This window comes from Massilia sp. CFBP 13721 (genome assembly GCF_014842025.1).
Lineage (GTDB): Bacteria > Pseudomonadota > Gammaproteobacteria > Burkholderiales > Burkholderiaceae_D > Telluria.
In genome coordinates, this window is sequence record NZ_JACYUY010000008.1 from 193625 (window position 1) to 211255 (window position 17631).

General features: G+C 66.3%; 10 protein-coding genes and 4 tRNA genes. 8 read left to right on the forward strand and 6 right to left on the reverse strand.

The window, feature by feature from the left end:
* Positions 1 to 229: 229 nt before the first annotated feature.
* The gene (locus IFT60_RS10610) at positions 230 to 1705 is read left to right on the forward strand and encodes a catalase (protein WP_192051937.1); all 1476 of its coding nucleotides are present in this window, start codon (positions 230 to 232) and stop codon (positions 1703 to 1705) included.
* Positions 1706 to 1907: 202 nt separating this feature from the next.
* On the opposite strand, the gene ligD is transcribed toward IFT60_RS10610, so the two are convergent.
* Entirely contained in the window at positions 1908 to 4622 is a 2715-nt protein-coding gene (gene ligD / locus IFT60_RS10615) for a DNA ligase D (RefSeq protein WP_192051938.1), read from the reverse strand.
* Between the two features lie 235 nt (positions 4623 to 4857).
* Here ligD and IFT60_RS10620 point away from each other — a divergent pair, with 235 nt between their 5' ends.
* Both IFT60_RS10620 and IFT60_RS10625 read left to right on the forward strand, forming a co-directional pair.
* Positions 4858 to 5199: a hypothetical protein gene (locus IFT60_RS10620; RefSeq protein WP_192051939.1), complete on the forward strand. Its 342-nt coding sequence runs from the start codon at positions 4858 to 4860 to the stop codon at positions 5197 to 5199.
* A 156-nt stretch (positions 5200 to 5355) separates the two neighbouring features.
* Positions 5356 to 6303 (forward strand): D-2-hydroxyacid dehydrogenase, encoded by a 948-nt coding sequence (locus IFT60_RS10625; RefSeq protein ID WP_192051940.1) that lies wholly within the window; start codon positions 5356 to 5358, stop codon positions 6301 to 6303.
* 142 nt (positions 6304 to 6445) lie between these two features.
* On the opposite strand, the gene IFT60_RS10630 is transcribed toward IFT60_RS10625, so the two are convergent.
* Both IFT60_RS10630 and IFT60_RS10635 read right to left on the reverse strand, forming a co-directional pair.
* Positions 6446 to 8494, reverse strand: a complete 2049-nt coding sequence (locus IFT60_RS10630; RefSeq protein ID WP_192051941.1) for a histone H1-like repetitive region-containing protein — start codon at positions 8492 to 8494, stop codon at positions 6446 to 6448.
* A gap of 83 nt (positions 8495 to 8577) precedes the next feature.
* Positions 8578 to 12540 (reverse strand): sensor histidine kinase, encoded by a 3963-nt coding sequence (locus IFT60_RS10635; RefSeq protein WP_192051942.1) that lies wholly within the window; start codon positions 12538 to 12540, stop codon positions 8578 to 8580.
* A gap of 111 nt (positions 12541 to 12651) precedes the next feature.
* On the opposite strand from IFT60_RS10635, the gene IFT60_RS10640 reads away from it, so the two are divergent.
* The 5 genes from IFT60_RS10640 (at position 12652) to IFT60_RS10660 (ending at position 14625) form a co-directional block, all read left to right on the forward strand.
* Positions 12652 to 12728: transfer RNA gene (locus tag IFT60_RS10640), tRNA-Arg, on the forward strand.
* A gap of 265 nt (positions 12729 to 12993) precedes the next feature.
* Positions 12994 to 13070: transfer RNA gene (locus tag IFT60_RS10645), tRNA-Arg, on the forward strand.
* Between the two features lie 310 nt (positions 13071 to 13380).
* Positions 13381 to 13457 (forward strand) — tRNA-Arg (locus IFT60_RS10650).
* A 132-nt stretch (positions 13458 to 13589) separates the two neighbouring features.
* Positions 13590 to 13666, forward strand: a tRNA-Arg gene (locus IFT60_RS10655).
* A gap of 431 nt (positions 13667 to 14097) precedes the next feature.
* Positions 14098 to 14625 (forward strand): FxDxF family PEP-CTERM protein, encoded by a 528-nt coding sequence (locus tag IFT60_RS10660; RefSeq protein WP_374001227.1) that lies wholly within the window; start codon positions 14098 to 14100, stop codon positions 14623 to 14625.
* 47 nt (positions 14626 to 14672) lie between these two features.
* On the opposite strand, the gene IFT60_RS10665 is transcribed toward IFT60_RS10660, so the two are convergent.
* Genes IFT60_RS10665 through IFT60_RS10675 form a run of 3 tightly spaced genes read right to left on the reverse strand, consistent with a single transcriptional unit; the run spans position 14673 to position 17425 of the window.
* Positions 14673 to 16577, reverse strand: coding sequence for a sensor histidine kinase, YfiR-like protein-associated (locus IFT60_RS10665; protein WP_192051944.1), 1905 nt, complete (start codon positions 16575 to 16577; stop codon positions 14673 to 14675).
* Positions 16577 to 17212: a TOL_0243 family YfiR-like periplasmic protein gene (locus IFT60_RS10670; protein WP_192051945.1), complete on the reverse strand. Its 636-nt coding sequence runs from the start codon at positions 17210 to 17212 to the stop codon at positions 16577 to 16579. Before IFT60_RS10670 ends, IFT60_RS10665 begins: the two co-directional genes overlap by 1 nt.
* Positions 17213 to 17221: 9 nt before the next feature.
* Positions 17222 to 17425 (reverse strand): hypothetical protein, encoded by a 204-nt coding sequence (locus tag IFT60_RS10675; protein WP_192051946.1) that lies wholly within the window; start codon positions 17423 to 17425, stop codon positions 17222 to 17224.
* Between the last annotated feature and the right edge of the window lie 206 nt (positions 17426 to 17631).

The window sequence follows — 17631 nt, forward strand, 5'->3', positions numbered from 1 at the left end:
CATCTGGAAGAAAATCCAGGCCAAGATGAACAAGCAAACCTACAACGGCACCACGAGCGGGCGCCGCTATTGATGTTCCCGGCGCCGCGATACAAAGTCGCGGCGCTCCTATTTCCACTAGGTCTTTAGGAAAATGCTATCGATCTCATCTAATCAATCAAATTTATATTTCACTCAGCCATACGTAGAATCTCCTCATCAATTTCGTCAATTGCAATGAGGAGCAAGCATGACCCGCAGTTCGCCCGACCAACGCATGACCACCGCTTCCGGCATCCCGGTCGCCGACAACCAGAATTCGCTCAGCGCCGGTCCACGCGGCCCGCTCCTGCTGCAAGACTTCCACCTGATCGAAAAGCTGCAGCACTTCAACCGCGAGCGCATTCCCGAGCGCGTGGTGCACGCCAAGGGGTCGGGCGCCTACGGCAGCTTCACGGTCACCCACGACATCCGCCATCTCACCACTGCGAAGCTGTTCGGCGAGGTAGGCAAGAAAACCGATACCTTCCTGCGCTTCTCGACCGTTGGCGGCGAAAAAGGCAGTGCCGATACCGAACGCGACCCGCGCGGCTTCGCCCTGCGCTTCTACACCGAAGAGGGCAACTGGGACCTGGTCGGGAACAACACGCCGGTCTTCTTCATCAAGGACCCGATCAAGTTCCCCGACTTCATCCACACCCAGAAGCGCCTGCCCGACAGCAACCTCAAGTCGGCCAACATGATGTTCGACTTCTGGAGTCGCGCGCCTGAAAGCCTGCACCAGGTGACGATCCTGTTTTCCAGCCGCGGCACGCCCGACGGCTATCGTCATATGGATGGCTTCGGCAGCCACACCTACAGCCTGGTCAACGAGGCGGGCGAACGGGTCTACGTAAAATGGCATTTCAAGACGCGCCAGGGTATCCGCAACCTGAGCAATGACGAGGCAGTCGGAATCGCCGGCACCGATCCGGACCACGCCCAGCGCGACCTGTTCAACGCGATCGCGCAGGGCGACTTCCCGCAGTGGGACGTCAAGGTGCAGGTGGCGACGCCGCAGCAGCTGGCCGACTGGGAAGCACGCACCGGCTGGAATTCGTTCGACCTGACCAAGGTCTGGCCGCATCGCGACTTCCCCCTGCAGCCGGTGGGCGTGCTGGAACTGAACCGCAATCCGCTGAACTACCACCTTGAAGTCGAGCAGGCGGCGTTCTCGCCAGCCAACGTCCCGCCCGGCATGGGCTATTCGCCGGACAAGATGCTGCAGGGCCGCCTGTTCGCCTACCATGACGCCCAGCTGTACCGGGTCGGCACCAACCACCAGCACCTGCCGGTAAACGCCCCGCGCTGTCCGTTCCACAACCAGCAGCGCGACGGCGCGATGGCGTTTCATAACGGCGGCAATGCGCCGAACTATGCGACGATCGATGCGGTGGGCCGGGGTGCGACCGGCATGGGGCATGGTGAGCAGGAATTGCCACTGGCGGGCAATGCGGGCCGCTTCGACTTCCGCGGGCAGGAAGACGACACGACGCAGCCAGGCAACCTGTTCCGCCTGATGTCGGCCGAGGAAAAGCAGATCCTGTGCGACAACCTGGCCGGGCCGCTGGCGCAAGTGACGGACGAGATCCTGGCGCGCCAGCTGGCGCAGTTCGATAAGGCCGATCCGGCGTATGGACGTGGGGTGCGCGCGGCGCTGGAGCGGCGGGGACGCGTCGTGGCGTAAGGTGTTCGGCGGCAGGTGGGGCTGTTGCCTGCTCAGCTAGTGGTATCTCTGATCCGCATGGGCACGAGTGCGCATCCTACGGTCACCGCCAACAGCGAGATCCTACAAGATACGTACCGTCTCTCGTAGGATGGGCTCTTGAGCCCATGCGGATTCAGCCTACCGCTAGCGGCTCAGGCAACAGCCCCACGTCAGCCTGCATTCAACCTTTATACCCCAAGGCCTTCATCGCCGCCGTCAGCGTCTTGGCCGCCTTGTCATACCCTTCCCACGGATCGTTGCCCTGGTCCAGGCGCGTGTGGGCATTCTTGACGTTCCACTGGTCGCTCGATTTCATGCCCGGCAATTCATCCCAGGACAGCGGCACCGAGATGCCCAGGCCCGGCCGGGCGCGTACCGACCAGGCGCTGACGGTGGTGGCGCCCTGGCCGTTGCGCAGGTAGTCGATGAAGATCTTGCCGACCCGGTTCTTGGCGCCGCTCTTGGCCGAAAAGCGGTCGGGGAAGGTCTTGGCCAGGTGGGTCACGATGGCCTGCGAAAAACCTCTTACCGTATCCCAGTCCTTGCCGCCCTTGATCGGCACCACCACGTGCAAGCCCTTGCCGCCGCTGGTTTTCAGGAACGCCGGCAAGCCGAGTTCCTCGAGGAAGGCGCGCATGACGAAGCCGGCTTCCTGCATCGCCGGCCACTCGGCGCCTTCGCCCGGGTCGAGGTCGAACACCATGCGATCGGGCTTGTCGTAGGACTTGCCGAAGGCATTTTGCGTGTGGAACTCGAGCGCGTTCCACTGCGCCGCCGCCAGGATACCGGCGATGTTGTCGACCGTGAGCATGGGCGGATGATCCGGGTCGAGCGCCTGGGGTAGCTGCTTCATGCCGGGCAGCTTCTTGATGTCGGCGTGCTTCTGGAACACCAGGTCGCCCTTGATGCCGGACGGCGCCCGCACAAGCGATACCGGGCGGCCCTTCAGGTGTTCCAGCATCAGGTTGCCGACCAGGGCGTAATAACGGACCACGTCCATCTTGGTGGCGCCGCTTTTCGGGTCGACGACGCGGTCGCCATTGGTGATTTTCAGGGTGGCCGGCAGCGTGCCCTCGACCATGCCGGGCGCGTCGGTGGTGCTGGCGCCTGCGTCTTCATCGCTCATTTCAATCTCCTTCACGGGTGTCGGCAGTTCGCGCGTGATGCCGGCCGCCGGCTTGTCGCTGCGCAGGCCCTGGAATACCGGATGGCGCACGGCGCCGGCCTCGGTCCATTCCGAAAAGCTGACCTCGGCGATCAGTTCCGGTTTCACCCAGTGGTGCTTGCGTCCGGGCACCGTGCGCGGCGGGAAGGGGCTGGCGTCGGTGTCGAGCGCCGCCAGCTTGGCCCGGATGTCGCGCAGGCTCTCGGCATTGAATCCGCTGCCGACGTTGCCCGCGTAGCGCAGCACGCCATCCTTGTCGTGGGTAGCGAGCAGCAGCGCGCCGACGCCCTTGCGCGAACCCTTGGGATCGGTGTACCCAACAATCACGAATTCCTGGCGCAGCCCGCATTTCAGCTTGATCCAGTCCGGCGAGCGGCGCGAGACATAATGCGAATCGCGGCGCTTGCCGATCACGCCTTCCAGGCCGATCTTGCAGGCGGCCACCACCAGCCCTTCCGGATCGGTGCCGAACTCGGCCGAGAAGCGCACGATCTCCGACGCCTTCGCCTGGTTGAGTGCGCCTTCGAGCAGTGCGCGGCGCTCGACCAGCGCCACCTTGCGCAGATCATAGCCGCCAAGATAGGGCGCGTCGAAAATGAAGTACATGATCCGGGCCCGGTTGCTGCCGTCGAAGGCGAGCTGCAGCAGGCCGAAATTCGGCCTGCCTTCCGCATCGTGCACGACGATCTCGCCGTCGTACCAGCCATCCGGCAGCCCCATGCGTTCAATTTCCTGCTGCAGCGGGCGCAGTTTGTCGGTCCAGTCGTTGTTGTTGCGGGTGATGAGGCTGACCTCGCCGCCCTCGATGCGCGCGAGCATGCGATAGCCGTCGAACTTGACCTCGAACACCCACTCTTCCGGATTGGCCGGCGGACCGTCGACCAGGGTCGCCAGTTCGGGAGCGAATTCCTTCGGCGGCGGCGCCTCGACCACGCCTTCGGGCAGGCTGGCGTCGCGCGCCTTGTCGGCCGCTTGCGCGGCGGCGGCGTCGGCTTTCGCTTTGGTGGTGCGGCCTTCCGCCCTGGCGGCGGATTTGGCAGCGGATTTGGCGGCGGGTTTGGCCGCCTCCTCCGCCTTGGCCTTGGTGGTGCGTCCTCGCTTCGGCGCGGCGGCCGACGCGTCGTCTTCCGCCTTGGCCTTGCCCTTCACCTTGGCCGGCACCTTTTCCCTCGTGCCCGGCATGGGCAGCGCCTTGACGCTGTCGGGCATCTCGTCGACGACCGAAAATTCGTCGGCCGGACGTACGTACTCGTCCTTTTCCTTGATCAGCAGCCAGGGTTCCTGCTTGTGGTCGCCGCGTCCCTTCATGCGCACCAGCACCCAGTTGCCGTGCATCTTGTGCCCATGCAGGCGGAATTTCAGGTTGCCCTTGCGGTAGCCTTCGTGCGGATCGCTCTCGGGTTCCCAGGTGCCCTTGTCCCAGATGATGACTTTGCCGGCGCCATACTGTTTTTCGGGAATGGTGCCCTCGAAATCCGAATACGAGATCGGGTGATCCTCGACGTGCACGGCCATGCGTTTGTCGTGGCTGTCGTAGCTCGGCCCCTTCGGCACGGCCCAGCTTTTCATGGTGCCGTCGAGCTCGAGCCGGAAATCGTAGTGCAGGCGGCTGGCCCAATGTTTCTGGATCACGAAAGTAAGCGCCTCTTTCCCGGGTTCGCCGCCTTCGGCCGGCTCGGAGGTGATCGAAAAATCGCGCTTGGACTTATACAGCTTGAGGGCATCGGGCATGGCGAACTCCTGCGTTTTCCGTTGATGCCAGTGTAGGCAGGAGGCGCCGACACGACTGTACGGCAGCTAACGGTCGTGCTGTGCGCATACGCGGGCACGGTTTGTAACCGGATGTAAATTCGCGTCAACCTTGCCGGGTCAGCCCGCGTTATCGGAGGCAGCAGCACCGGGAACGCAGCGCAGGTTCCCAATCCGATGGGTCCAAGCATTTCCACTCAATGAAGGAATGACCACCATGAGCAAAATCGTCGCTACCCTGATCGCCGGCCTGTTCGCCACCTCGGCATTCGCCCAGAGCACCGCTACCCAGACGACCACCCCGGCCACCAAGGCGGAAGCCAAGGAAGCGAAAGAAGTTGCAAAGGCCGATGCCAAGGTAGAAAAGGCATCGGCCGAAGCAAAGGCCGACGTCGCCGAGGCGAAAGCCGACGCCGCGAAAGACAAGGCCAAGGCCACCAAGAAAGCGGCCAAGAAAAAAGCCGACGCCAAGGCCGACGCCGCCGAAGCGAAGGCCGAGCACAAGGCCGACAGCCACGCTGCGCACACCACCACCACGACCACGAATACAGCCAGATAATTACAGGCCGCTCGAGCCCCACCATAGCCCAAAAAGGACAGGGTTCGCCCTGTCTTTTTTCGTCCCGGCTCTCGTTCCATCAGTTTCACCAAAGCCGATTTTCACCCCGCCCCGGCGCATGCTCTACAATATGCGCACCCCTTCCTGGAGCGCGCCATGCACAAGATCGTCTTCCTCGACCGCGACAGCCTGCTTGCCAAAGTACGGCGTCCCGTTTTCGACCACGACTGGCAAGACCATCCCGCGACCGCGCCCGACCAGGTGGTCGAGCGCCTGCGCGGCGCGACGATCGCCGTCACCAACAAGGTGCCGCTGCGCGCCGAGGCGCTCGAGCAGTTGCCGGACCTGCGCATGGTGGCGGTCGCCGCCACCGGCACCGACAACGTCGACCTCGCCGCCTGCCGCGCGCGCGGCATCGCGGTCGCCAACATCCGCAATTATTCGGGCGTCTCGGTGCCCGAGCACTGCTTCACCCTGATGCTGGCGCTGCGTCGCAACCTGCGCGCCTACGCGACCGACGTCGAAGCGGGCCGCTGGGAGCGTTCGAACCGTTTCTGCCTGCTCGACCACCCGATCGGCGACCTGGCCGGCAGCCGGCTCGGCATCGTCGGCTACGGCGCGCTGGGCCGGCGCGTGGCGCAGATCGGCCAGGCCTTCGGCATGACGGTCGCCACCACCTCGCGCTCGCCGGTGAACGAACCCGGCGTGACGCAACTCGCACTGGACGCATTGCTGGCGACGTCGGACGTGATCAGCCTGCACCTGCCCCTGGCCGAGGCCACCCGCCACCTGATCGGCGCGCGCGAACTGGGCCTGATGAAGCCGGGCGCGCTCCTGATCAATACCGCGCGCGGCGGCCTGGTCGACGAGGATGCGCTGGCCGAGGCGCTGATGCGGCGCACGATCGGCGGCGCCGGCTTCGACGTGCTCAGCAAGGAACCGCCCTCGCAGGACAATCCGCTGCTGGGCCTGCGCCTGCCGAATTTCATCCTCACCCCGCACGTGGCCTGGGCCAGCAGCGGGGCGATGCAGACGCTGGCCGATATGCTGGTCGATAACATCGAGGCGTGGCAAGCGGGACGGGCGACGAATCTGGTGAGCTGAGCGGGTTTTCGTAGGGTGGGCACTTGTGCCCACGCGGTATGGCACCGTGGCGTACCACACCGTATGTCCCAAATCGCGGTCTGCGGAAACTGTGCGGTTCGCCGAGGCACGACCGCGTGGGCACAAGTGCCCACCCTACGGCTTATTGCAGCCGGATCGTCATATCGAAAATCCACGTGCGACGGATTTCAACCACATCGTACTGGCGCGCCAGCGCCGGCGGGAACGGCCCATAAGGCGCCTGGCCCGCCACCACCTGCCTGATCGCCTCGTCGATGGCGGGCACGCCGCTCGAGACCACGAAGGTCACCTTCTCGACCGAACCGTCGGCGCGCACCGCGACCGTCACGACCGGCTGGGTGTGCCGCTGCTTCACCAGTTCGCGCACCGTGTCGAAAGCCATGTTCATCTCGATCTTGCGGCTCATCGCCTGCGCGTACTGGACCAGGTCGGCGTTGGCGTCGGCACGGCCGAACAGCCAGCCGCGGCGCAGGCTGCTGGTCGTGGGCGTGCGCGCGGCGTCGCGCTGGACGGCTTCCTGGTTGAGTTGCCGGCCGATCGCGCGCAGGCGCTCCTCGCGCTCGGCCTCCTGCGCGGCACGCTCGCGTTGGGCCTGTTCCTGGCGTACCTGTTCCTGGCGCGCCGCCTCCTGCCTGGCCATCTCTTCGCGTGCCGCCGCCTGCTTTGCGGCGTCCTGGCGCGCTGCTTCCTGACGGACTGCTTCCTGACGCGCCGTTTCCTGCCGCGCGGCGTCCTGGCGCGCTGCTTCTTGACGGGCTGCTTCCTGCCTTGCAGCTTCTTGTCGTGCCCCTTCCTGTCGTGCAGCCTCCTGTCGTGCCGCCTCCTGTCGCGCGGCTTCCTGACGTGCCGCTTCCTGTCGCGCGGCTTCTTGACGTGCAGCTTCCTGCTTCGCTGCCGCTTGTCGTAGCGTTTCCTGCCTTGCTGCTTCCTGTCGCGCGGCGTCCTGCCTGGCGACTTCCTGACGGGCCGCTTCCTGACGCGCGGCTTCCTGCCTGGCGACTTCCTGACGGGCCGCTTCCTGACGCGCGGCTTCCTGCCTGGCGACTTCCTGACGGGCCGCTTCCTGACGCGCGGCTTCCTGCTTCGCCGCCTCTTGTCGCAGCGCCGCCTGCCTTGCTGTTTCTTGCCTCGCTGCGTCCTGACGCGCGGCTTCCTGCCTGATCGCTTCCTGGCGGGCCGTCTCCTGCTTCAATGCGTCCTGCCGCGCCGCTTCCTGTCGTGCGGCTTCCTGCTTCGCCGCCGCTTGGCGCAGCGTATCCTGCCTTGCTGTCTCTTGCCTCGCCGCGTCCTGGCGCGCAGTTTCCTGTCTGATCGCGTCCTGGCGCGCCGCGTCCAATCGGGCTTGCTCCTGGCGCGCAGCCTCGGCGCGTGCCAGTTCCTGACTGGCCGCTTCCTGCCGCGCCAGTTCGTCCAACCGGGCCTGTTCCTGCGCTGCGGCCGCCAACCGCGCCGCTTCGTTCCTGGCCGCTTCCTCGGCGCGCGCGGCTTGCTCGCGCCGCTCGGCCTGCGCCGTCAACTCGGCCTGTCGTCGCGCCTGCGCCTGCCGCGCGTCCTCGAGCGGATCGCTCGCCTGCAGTGGCAGGTCCGGCGCCTTGTCATCAACGGCAGCACGCACCCGGGGCGCCGCGGGCGCAACCGGCAGGTTCACTTCGGGCCGCTTTGCCGGCGGCGGCACAGGCGCCCCAGGGGCAGCAGGCGCAGGATCGAGGGCGATGACTGGTAAGGGGATCGACACCAGGGCGGGCACGTCGTCGACAGCGGCGGGCGGCACCATGGCCAGCGCGGTCACGGTGGGCGCAGCGGCGCGTTCGCCGACGGCGGCCGGCGCCACGCCCCGTGGGAGCGGCGCGGTGGCCGCCGGTGCAGGTGCAGGTACAGGTACCGTTACCGGCGCCGGCGCCGGCGCCAGCACCACGCGTAAGTCGTCGGCGCCCAGGCGCCTTTCCTGCCATGGCAAGTTCAGCCCGGGCAGGCCCAGCGTATCGCCGCCCAGCGCGATGCTGAGCAGCAGCGCGTGCGCCAGCAAGGACACCGACACCGCCGTGCCCAGGCGCCCGCGGCTGCGCGCCGCCGCGAAGACCGGCGCCACCTCGACGCCGGCCGGCGGCCGCTCGGCGTCCTCTAGCGGCGCGGGGATAGGTACTTGGACGAGCTGGAGCGGTTTGGCCATTGGGACGAATGCGGACGAGTGCGGAGATGCCGGCGAGGCAACGAACTCAGCGATGCTATCACAGCGCTGCCATCAACCGGACATCAGGCAGCGGCCGGCGCCGGCGCGCGCGCCTCGGCCACGCGCAAGGGCAGCTCGAGGATGAAGACGGTCCCGCCGCCGGGCGCACCCTCGACCCGGATCGCGCCTTTCATCAGCGAGGTGGCGATGGTGTGGGCGATGTTCAGTCCGAGGCCGGTACCGCCCTGCCCCATGCGCGTGGTGAAGAAGGGATCGAACACGCGCGGCAGGTGCTCGCGCGCGATGCCGCGACCGTCGTCGGCGAACACGATGCGTACCCAGTGCTGGTCGATGGGTTCGGCCGACAGGCGCATGCTGCCGCCCGGACCGTCGAAGGCGTGCAGCAGCGCGTTGTTGACGAAGTTGATCAGCACCTGGCCGAGCGGCCCGGGATAGCTGTCCATGATGATCCCGCCCGGCACCGCCAGCGTCAGGGTATGGCCGGCCAGGCGCACCTTGTTCATCAGGGTGGCGAGGATTTCCTGGCAGGCCTGGGCCAGGTCGAAGCGGCGCCGCTGGGCGCTGGCCTGGTCGACCGAGACCTGGCGGAAGCTGTTGACCAGGTCGGCGGCCTGGTGCAGGCTGCGCACGATCAGCTGCGACGCTTCGCCGGCGGCCTCCATGTAGCCTTCCAGCTCCGCGCGCCGCAGCGCCGCGCTGTCGAGCGCCTGCATGATGTGCAGCGTCTTTTCGTGCAGGGTGCTGGCCATCAGCAGGCTGTTGCCGATCGGGGTGTTCAGTTCGTGCGCGACGCCGGCCACGAGCGAGCCGAGCGAGGCGAGCTTTTCCTGCGCCGCAAGCTGGCCCTGCACGTCCTTCAGCTGGCGGTAGGCCTGGGCATTGTCGAGCGCGACGGCGACGTAGGCCGCCAGCGTGCGCAGCATGTCCAGGTGCACGCGCTGGTAGGCGCGCGGCGCGAAGCTCTGCACCCCGAGCGCGCCCAGCACGCGCTGACCGACCGCGACCGGTACGTACAGGAAAGACTGCGGTAACGGATGCGCAGAGCCGGCATCGCGCGCGCACGGCAGCGCGTACGCCGCTACTTCCTGCGGGTCGACGCCCGGCAGGTAGCGCGCGGCGTCCTGGGCCAGCTCGTTGATGAACACCTCGCGCCCGTGCTCGATGCACCACGCGGCCAGCTGGCGCTGCTCGACTTCGCCTATGCGCCGGTCGCCCTGCGCACTGGGGCAGCGGCGCCCATCGACCACCGCATAGGCGAAGTCGAACAGCGCGCCATCCGGCCGCGCCACCGCGACCGCGAATACCGGCGCTTCCATCAGCACCTGTACGTGTTCGTAGAGCGTGGCCATGATCGCCTCGGTGTCGAGGTTGGCGGTCAGGCGGCGGCCGATGTCGGACAGCAGCGCGATGTTGCGGCGCGCGCTGTCGGCCGCCACTTCCTGTTCCTCGGCTTCGCGCTTGCGCAGTTCGGCCGCGTCCTTCTGCAGCATCAGCTCGGCCGTGCGCGCGCTCACCTCGCGCTCGAGCATGTTCTTTTGCTGGGTCAGCGCGCGGATGCGCATGCGGTAGCCGGCCGCCAGCAGCGCGGCGCCGAGGGCCAGCGCCAGCAGGCGGAACCACCAGCTCTTCCACCAGGGCGGCGTGATCGTCACCGTCACCGCCGCCGGCACGTCGCTCCAGACGCCGTCCTTGTTACTGGCCCGCACCCGGAACACGTATGTCCCCGGATCGAGGTTGGTATAGGTGGCGAAGCGGCGGGCGGCATCGGTATCGACCCAGCCCTTGTCGAAGCCCTCGAGCTGGTAGGCGTAGCGGTTGCTGCCCGGCGCCGCGTAGTGCAGGCCGGCGAACTCGAACGAGAACACCGATTCGCGCTGGGTCAGCGTGATCTCGCGGGTGCGGTCGACCGCCGTGGCGAGCCGCTGCGGCTTGTTAAAGACCAGGAAATCGGTGATCCGCACCGCCGGCGGATAGGGGTTGTCGCGGATCGCAGCGGGCATGAACGAGACCAGGCCGTTGACGCCGCCGAAATGCAGCTGGCCGTCCGGCCCGCGCGCGCTCGAGCCGACATAGAAGGTACCTTCGTTCAGGCCATCCTTGGCCGTGTAGTGCTTGTACTGGCCGCTGGCCGGGTCGTAGCGGCCGATGCCGTCGGTCATGCTGGCCCACAGGCGTCCCTGGCCGTCTTCGAGCACGGCGCCGATCGGCAGCGGCTCGGGCGCGTCGCGCAGCCGCACCAGGCGAAAGGCGGCCCTGCCCGCGCTGTCGCGGTCGAGCAAGTGCAGGCCGCCGGCGGTGCCGACCCAGAGCTGGCCGCGCCGGCTGACGGTGACGGCGTAGACGCGGTTGTGGCGCAGGCTGCCGGGATTGTGGGGATCGTGGCGGTAGTGGGTGAAGACGCCGCTGCGGCGGTCGAAGCGGTCGAGGCCATTGTCGGTGCCGATCCAGAGCATGCCTTGCGCATCCTCGACCATCTGGAACAGGGTGTTGTCGCCGATGCCGGCCGGATTGCGCGGGTCGTGGCGCCAGCTCTGGCGCACCCGCAGGTCGTCGTCCAGCTGGTACAGGCCGGCGCGCGTCACCGCCCACAAGGTGCCATCGCGCGTGCGCTGCACGTCTTGCACCACGGTCGTACCGAGGCCGGGCAGCGCGACCGGGTGGAACGGCCCGCCGCGCACGTCGCTCCAGGCCAGCGCCCCGGCGCTGCCGACATACAGGCGCTCGCCGACGATGGACAGGCTGTGCACGACGTCGCTCGGAATGGTGTCGGCGCGGCCGGGCTGGTGGCGCAGCTGCGTGGTGGCGCCGCTCTCCGGGTCGAGCAGCACCAGGCCGCCGCCGGTGGTGCCGATCCAGACCTTGCCGTCGGCGCGCACGGCGACGTCGCGTGCCTTTTCGAAGCCGATCCGGTAGCCGCCGTCGGGACGGAAGCTGAAGTTCGAGAAGCCGCCGCTGGCCAGGTCGGTGCGCGACAGGCCGCGCACCCGGGTGCCGACCCAGAGCGTGCCACTGCGGTCGATCCGGATCGCGCTGACCTGGTTGTCGGACAGGCTGTGCGGGTCGAGCGGCCGGTTACGGTAGGAGACGAAACAGCCGCTGGCGGGATCGCGCCGTTTCACGCCGTCGAGGTCGGTGCCGACCCAGAGCGTGCCGCCGGCGTCGTGGTAGAGCGCGGCCACGCGCGTCTCGCCCACGCCCTCCTGCCCGGCGAGCGCGCGCCGCTGGGGCGTGCCTTTTGCGAGGTCCCAGGCTTCCAGCCCGGCGTCGGTGCCGACCCAGAGCGTGTCTTTCGCCCCCGCCCCGTTGGGTCCCACCGAGAGCGCATTGATGCGCACGCGGCGCGGGTCGGCGTCGGGCGGCGCGAAGTGTTCCAGCTGGGCGGCGCCGGGCGCCAGGCGCGCCACGCCACGCGCCGTGCCGACCCAGAGCGCGCCGCCGCTGTCGAAGGCGAGCGCTCCGACGGCGTCGCCGCCGAGGGCGCCGTCGTCGCCCGGATGGCGGATCGTGGCAAAGGCGCCGCTGACCGGGTCGAAGCGTTTCAGGCCGTCGCTGGTGCCCAGCCACAGCAAGCCCTTGCGGTCGGCGGCGATCGCGTTGACGCTGCGGTTGGCGCTGGCGGGCGTGCCCGCATCGGCCAGCGCATAGCGCACGAACTTGCCGCTTCCCGGGTCGAAGCGCGCCAGCCCGCCCTTGGTGCCGAACCAGAGGCGCCCTTCGGCATCCTCGAACGAAGCGTTGATGAAGGCATCGGGCAGCGAGCCGGGGTCTTGCGGGTCGGTCCGGTAGACGGTCATCTTGTAGCCGTCGTAGCGGTTCAGGCCGGCCTGGGTGCCGAACCACATGAAGCCCTGGCGGTCCTGCAGGATGTTCAGGACCGATTCCTGCGACAAGCCATGTTCGACCGACACGCGTTCGAAGCGCAGGTTGCGCTGGCTTCCCTGTTGCGGGTCGCCCCCGGCGGCGCCGGCGCTGCCCGCCAATGCCAGCGCAAGCAGCAGGCCCGCGCGCAAGATAGTGCCCAGCATAGTCTCAAAAGAATCGGATTCAGAATGGGTAATCTACCAGAGCTTCTTAAAGAGTTGAAATAAATTAAGACTTCCGCAATGCCGACGCCGCTGCTATAATGCGTCTCACGGGCGGCTGTAGCTCAGCTGGATAGAGTACTTGGCTACGAACCAAGGGGTCGTGGGTTCGATTCCTGCCAGCCGCACCACGAAATACGAAGGCCAGATCGCGAGATCTGGCCTTTTTCGTTGTGGGCGCGCTCTCGCGGCGCTGCTGGATGACCGTAGGGTGGGCGCCCTGTGCCCACGCGGAAAGTCGCGCTTTGCCGACAATTCAAGAACCGTGATCGCTGCAGTGAAACGCGTTTCGTCAATGCCCGGTTCCGCGTGGGCACGGGGCGCCCACGCTACTTTTATCGACGCCAACACAAGCCTTCCCATTTCGCCAACGCCCCGCTATAATGCGTGCTTCGGGCGGCTGTAGCTCAGCTGGATAGAGTACTTGGCTACGAACCAAGGGGTCGTGGGTTCGATTCCTGCCAGCCGCACCACGAATACGTAGGCCAGATCGCGAGATCTGGCCTTTTTCGTTATGGGCACTCCCCTTGCAACGCCCTTGGATTATTCGTAGGGTGGTCGGCTCCACCACCAAAGTAGGCGCATTGGCTCCACATGCGCCGCCCACGCGTCCAACCAGTGTATGAACAATCGTGCAGTTGCTTGAAAGCCGCCTGAACGCGTGGGCGGCGCGCATGCAACCTAGTTGCGAGCGCCCGGGTGGAGCCGACCACCCTACGGTTTTGCAAGCGCCAAGTCGACACTTCCCATTTCGCCAATGCCCCGCTATAATGCGTGCCTCGGGCGGCTGTAGCTCAGCTGGATAGAGTACTTGGCTACGAACCAAGGGGTCGTGGGTTCGATTCCTGCCAGCCGCACCACGAATACGAAGGCCAGATCGCGAGATCTGGCCTTTTTCGTTTGGGAATGGAATACCGTGGAACGCAACAATTTCCGGTGCCGGCGCAAACACTTCCCATTTTGCCAATGTCCCGCTATAATGCGTGCTTCGGGCGGCTGTAGCTCAGCTGGATAGAGTACTTGGCTACGAACCAAGGGGTCGTGGGTTCGATTCCTGCCAGCCGCACCACAGTTTCAAGGAAATGGCTCAGAAGAGATTCTGAGCCATTTTTCTTTTCCGCTTCCTGTATTCCATACTTCCTCCCCACCAGCGAGCGCGACCGGCATGCACATGTTCCGAGTCTTAAACGAGGCTTAGCTCAGCACAGGAACATCACCTCTCTTCATGTAGGACCAGGACGACATTACCTGAGCAACATCTCAGCGTTTTCCACTCAACAATTGCTTTGAAATTCGCCTCCTATGAGAAATAGTGGTTTCGCCAGCGCCATGCCGTGAATTTCGTTGTGGAATCGACTGTCGCCGCAGAGTCACACGGCTTGCAAATGCGCTGCGTTAGCGCTTGCCTTTGCTAGCATGAAGTCCCCGATTGCATAACCCTGCCGCAGGACGCGGCTGATATCGCGAGAGGACGTTATGAAAAAATCATTATTAGCTGCAGTGGTATTGGCGAGCGCTTCGTTCGCTGCCCCGGCCGCATGGGCGCAGACGGACATCAGCAGCCCGCCGCAGGCCCTCGACCTGATCGACGGTTCCGCCTTCTTCGGCGACAGCTTCGACGCCGGCAACAGCGGCAACACCTTCGCCGACCAGTTCAGCTTCAGTGTGACCGGCACCGTCGGCCAGAACCTCGATGCCATCGTCGCTTCGGTCAGCCGTACCGCCGATGCCGGCCTCGACATCACCGGCATCTGGCTGTTCGACGGCGACGACACCCTGCTGAGCGAGGGGACCTCGATGGAGAGCGGCGCGGTGGACGTATGGACGGTCGCCGGGGGCAACCTGAGCGCGGGGGATTACTACCTGCGCGTCAACGGCACGGTGGTGTCCGACGACGGCGCCTCCTTCGGCGGAGCGATGATGCTCATGCCGGTGCCGGAACCCGGCGCCTACGGCATGATGCTGGGCGGCCTCGGCATCCTGGGCTTCCTGGCGCGGCACCGCAAGGCCAAGCGCGACCAAGCGTAACGCGCCCGGTGCGGCGCAGCGCAAGCTCCGCCGCACCTTTCATCCCTTCAGGTACGCAGCTTCTTGATGATGCTGCGGTTGCCGAGGATTTCCTCGATCTGCTCGAAGCGCACCGGTTTCACCATGTGGTGGTCGAAACCGGCCTCGAAGGCGAGCTGGCGGTCCTTTTCCTGGCCCCAGCCGGTCACCGCGATCAGGGTCGTCATCGGGCCGCAGGTCAGCTTGCGGATGCCGCGCGCCAGGTCGTAGCCCGACATCTGCGGCAGGCCGATGTCGAGGAAGGCATAGTCCGGGCAGAAGCGCGCCGCCGCCGCCAGCGCGTCGGCGCCGTTGTGGGTGATGACGACGCTGTGGCCCATGGCGGTCAGCAACGCGCCGATGCTGTTGACGAAGTCGACGTTGTCGTCGGCCAGCAGGATCCGGTAGGTCTCGGTGCTGATGAAGGCGGCCGGGGTCGGCTTGGTCGGCAGCTCCGGCTCGACCACGATCGGCAGGCGCACGGTGAAGCGGCTGCCGCGGCCCAGGCCCTCGCTGCTGGCGGCGATCGTGCCGCCGTGCAGTTCGACCAGTTTGCGCGCCAGCGACAGGCCCACGCCCAGGCCGGCGTTGGTGCGCTCGAGCGTCGAATCGACCTGCACGAACATCTCGAACACCGAATCGAGCATGCCCGGGTCCAGGCCGATGCCGGTATCGGCCACCTCCAGCACCAGCGTCTTTTCCTCGACGTGGCCGGACAGCGTCACGCGCCCGCCGCGGTTGGTGTACTTGGCGGCGTTGTTGAGCAGGTTCGACAGGATCTGCGCCAGGCGCGTGGCGTCGCCATGCAGGAACACGGGCCGGTCCGGCAGGTCGAGCGCCAGTTCGTGGCCGTGCAGCTCGATGTACGAGCGCACCACCTCCAGCGCATCGTTGACCACGGCTTTCAGTTCGACGCGGCCCATCTTGATCGCGAACTTGCCGGTATTGATGCGCGAGACGTCGAGCAGGTCGTCCACCAGGCGCACCATCTGGCGCAGCTGGCGTTCCATGATGTCGGTCGCGCGCTGGGTGGCCTGGGCGTCGCCGCTGCGGATGCGCAGGATGTCGAGGCCGGTGCGGATCGGCGCCAGCGGATTGCGCAGCTCGTGCGCCAGGGTGGCGAGAAATTCATCTTTCCTGCGGTCGGCCACGATCAGGGCGTCTTCGGCCTTCTGGCGCACGTCCATTTCGTGTTCGAGCGTACGGTTGGCCGCCTGCAGGGCGTCGGCGCGGCGTCCGATCTCGGCCAGCATGTCGTTGAAGGCTTCGACCAGCACCCCGATCTCGCCGCTGTTATTGCCCGGCACGCGCAGCGTGAAGTCGCGCTGCTGCATCACCTGGCGCGCCACGTTGGTCACCGCTTCCAGCGGGCGCGTGATGGCAGCCTGCAGGCGCGAGGCGACCAGGGCCGCGATCACCAGCGCGCCGAGCATCACACCGCCGAGGATGGCGCCGTAGTTCAGCAGGCGCTCGACCAGGCCGTAGCGCGAGCGCAGGAACAGGGTGCCGACCGGTTCGCCGTTTTCGACGATGTTGTGCCAGACCTCGAGTTCGCCGCGTTCGATGCGGTAGCCGGCCGCTTGCGGACGCGGCGGCAGCGCCTGCGCACTGCCCGCCTTGGCATAGGTGGCGAAGCGCGCGCCGGTATTCGCGTAGACCGCGCCGGCCAGGATCTGCGGACGCGCACGCAGCACCGACAGCTGCTGCTGGGCCGCCGCGGCGTCGTTGAAGGCGAGCGCCGGCGCCGTGACGCTGGCCATGATGTCGGCTTGCGTGGTCAGGTCGTCGACCCAGTAGCGCTGGAAGGTGCGCAGGTCGAGCAGCAGCATGGCAATCGAGGCCGACAGCAAAGCCGCCAGCGTCGTGAAGACCGCCATCTTTATCAGCTTGCTGCGGACCGAACCGGCGCCGTGGGAATACTGGCTGGATTGCATCAGCTGCTTCCCTTGACGACACGATTGGCGACCGTAAGCAGGCGCGAACTGAGTTTCACGTTATTCCTCTCTGCCGAGTCGAGCGAGACGTCGAACCGCACCCGCTCCTCGATAATCCTGAAATTGATGACGCTGCCGCTCTGCAGGCCGAGGTCGCACTCGGTGACCGTCAGCAGGGCCGCCGGCGCCTCCGCAGTTGCCCCGGCGGCCCCCCGCAGCACCCGCGCCGCGCGCGCATTGTCGGTGCCGGCCACGAACAGCAGGTGGACCGGGGCCGGCTCGTTCTCGCGCAGCGTGCGCACCACGACCGGGCGGCCGCGCACCTGGCGTCCCGCCACCACGCGCGCCAGCTCGGCCGCCATGTCGTCGGAACCGACCACGCCGATCGTCAAGGGCGAAGCGCCGTCGGCGAACGCGGCGGCGGGAAAATCGGCATAGCCGAGAAACTTGTAGAGAAAGGCGGCCTTGACGCGGCGCTCGAGCATCTGGCTGCTCCCGCCCTGCGCGACTGCCGGCACGACCGGCAGCACGCCGCCCGCGAACACGGCCGCGGCGCAGGCCAGCGCCCAGCCGGCGACGCGCCGGCGCGCGGGAGAAGATTGCTGCGAGGTTCGGAAAAAGCGATGTCGGGTCATTGGCCGGGGTTAAATTTGCAGGTCACGCTCGTGCATGGCGCTGGAACGGCTGGCGCACACCCGGTTCGCCAAGCTCGTCAAGTTTGCCACATCGGCCATGCACCATGCATCGAACACATGATAGCCGGGCGAGAACAATATCGGCAGTGCGGACATAGGGCAAGTTGCAGCGGGCATACCCGCCGGATCTTGCGTCCAATGTTGCAAAGCCATGAATTGTTTCGTGACATATGTCATGGTAAAACATTTTCTCAAATGCACCAAGGAGTGTGGAGTAGGCGTGCGCATTTACCGCCCTATACAACATCAATGACAGTCATCAATAATCTCAATTGGCCTGCATTATTGCAATGCAGCATAATCCGTCCTGTCTCCTCTATTTTCCTCCCAGGAAATTAGATTCAGCCCGCTCCCGTGAG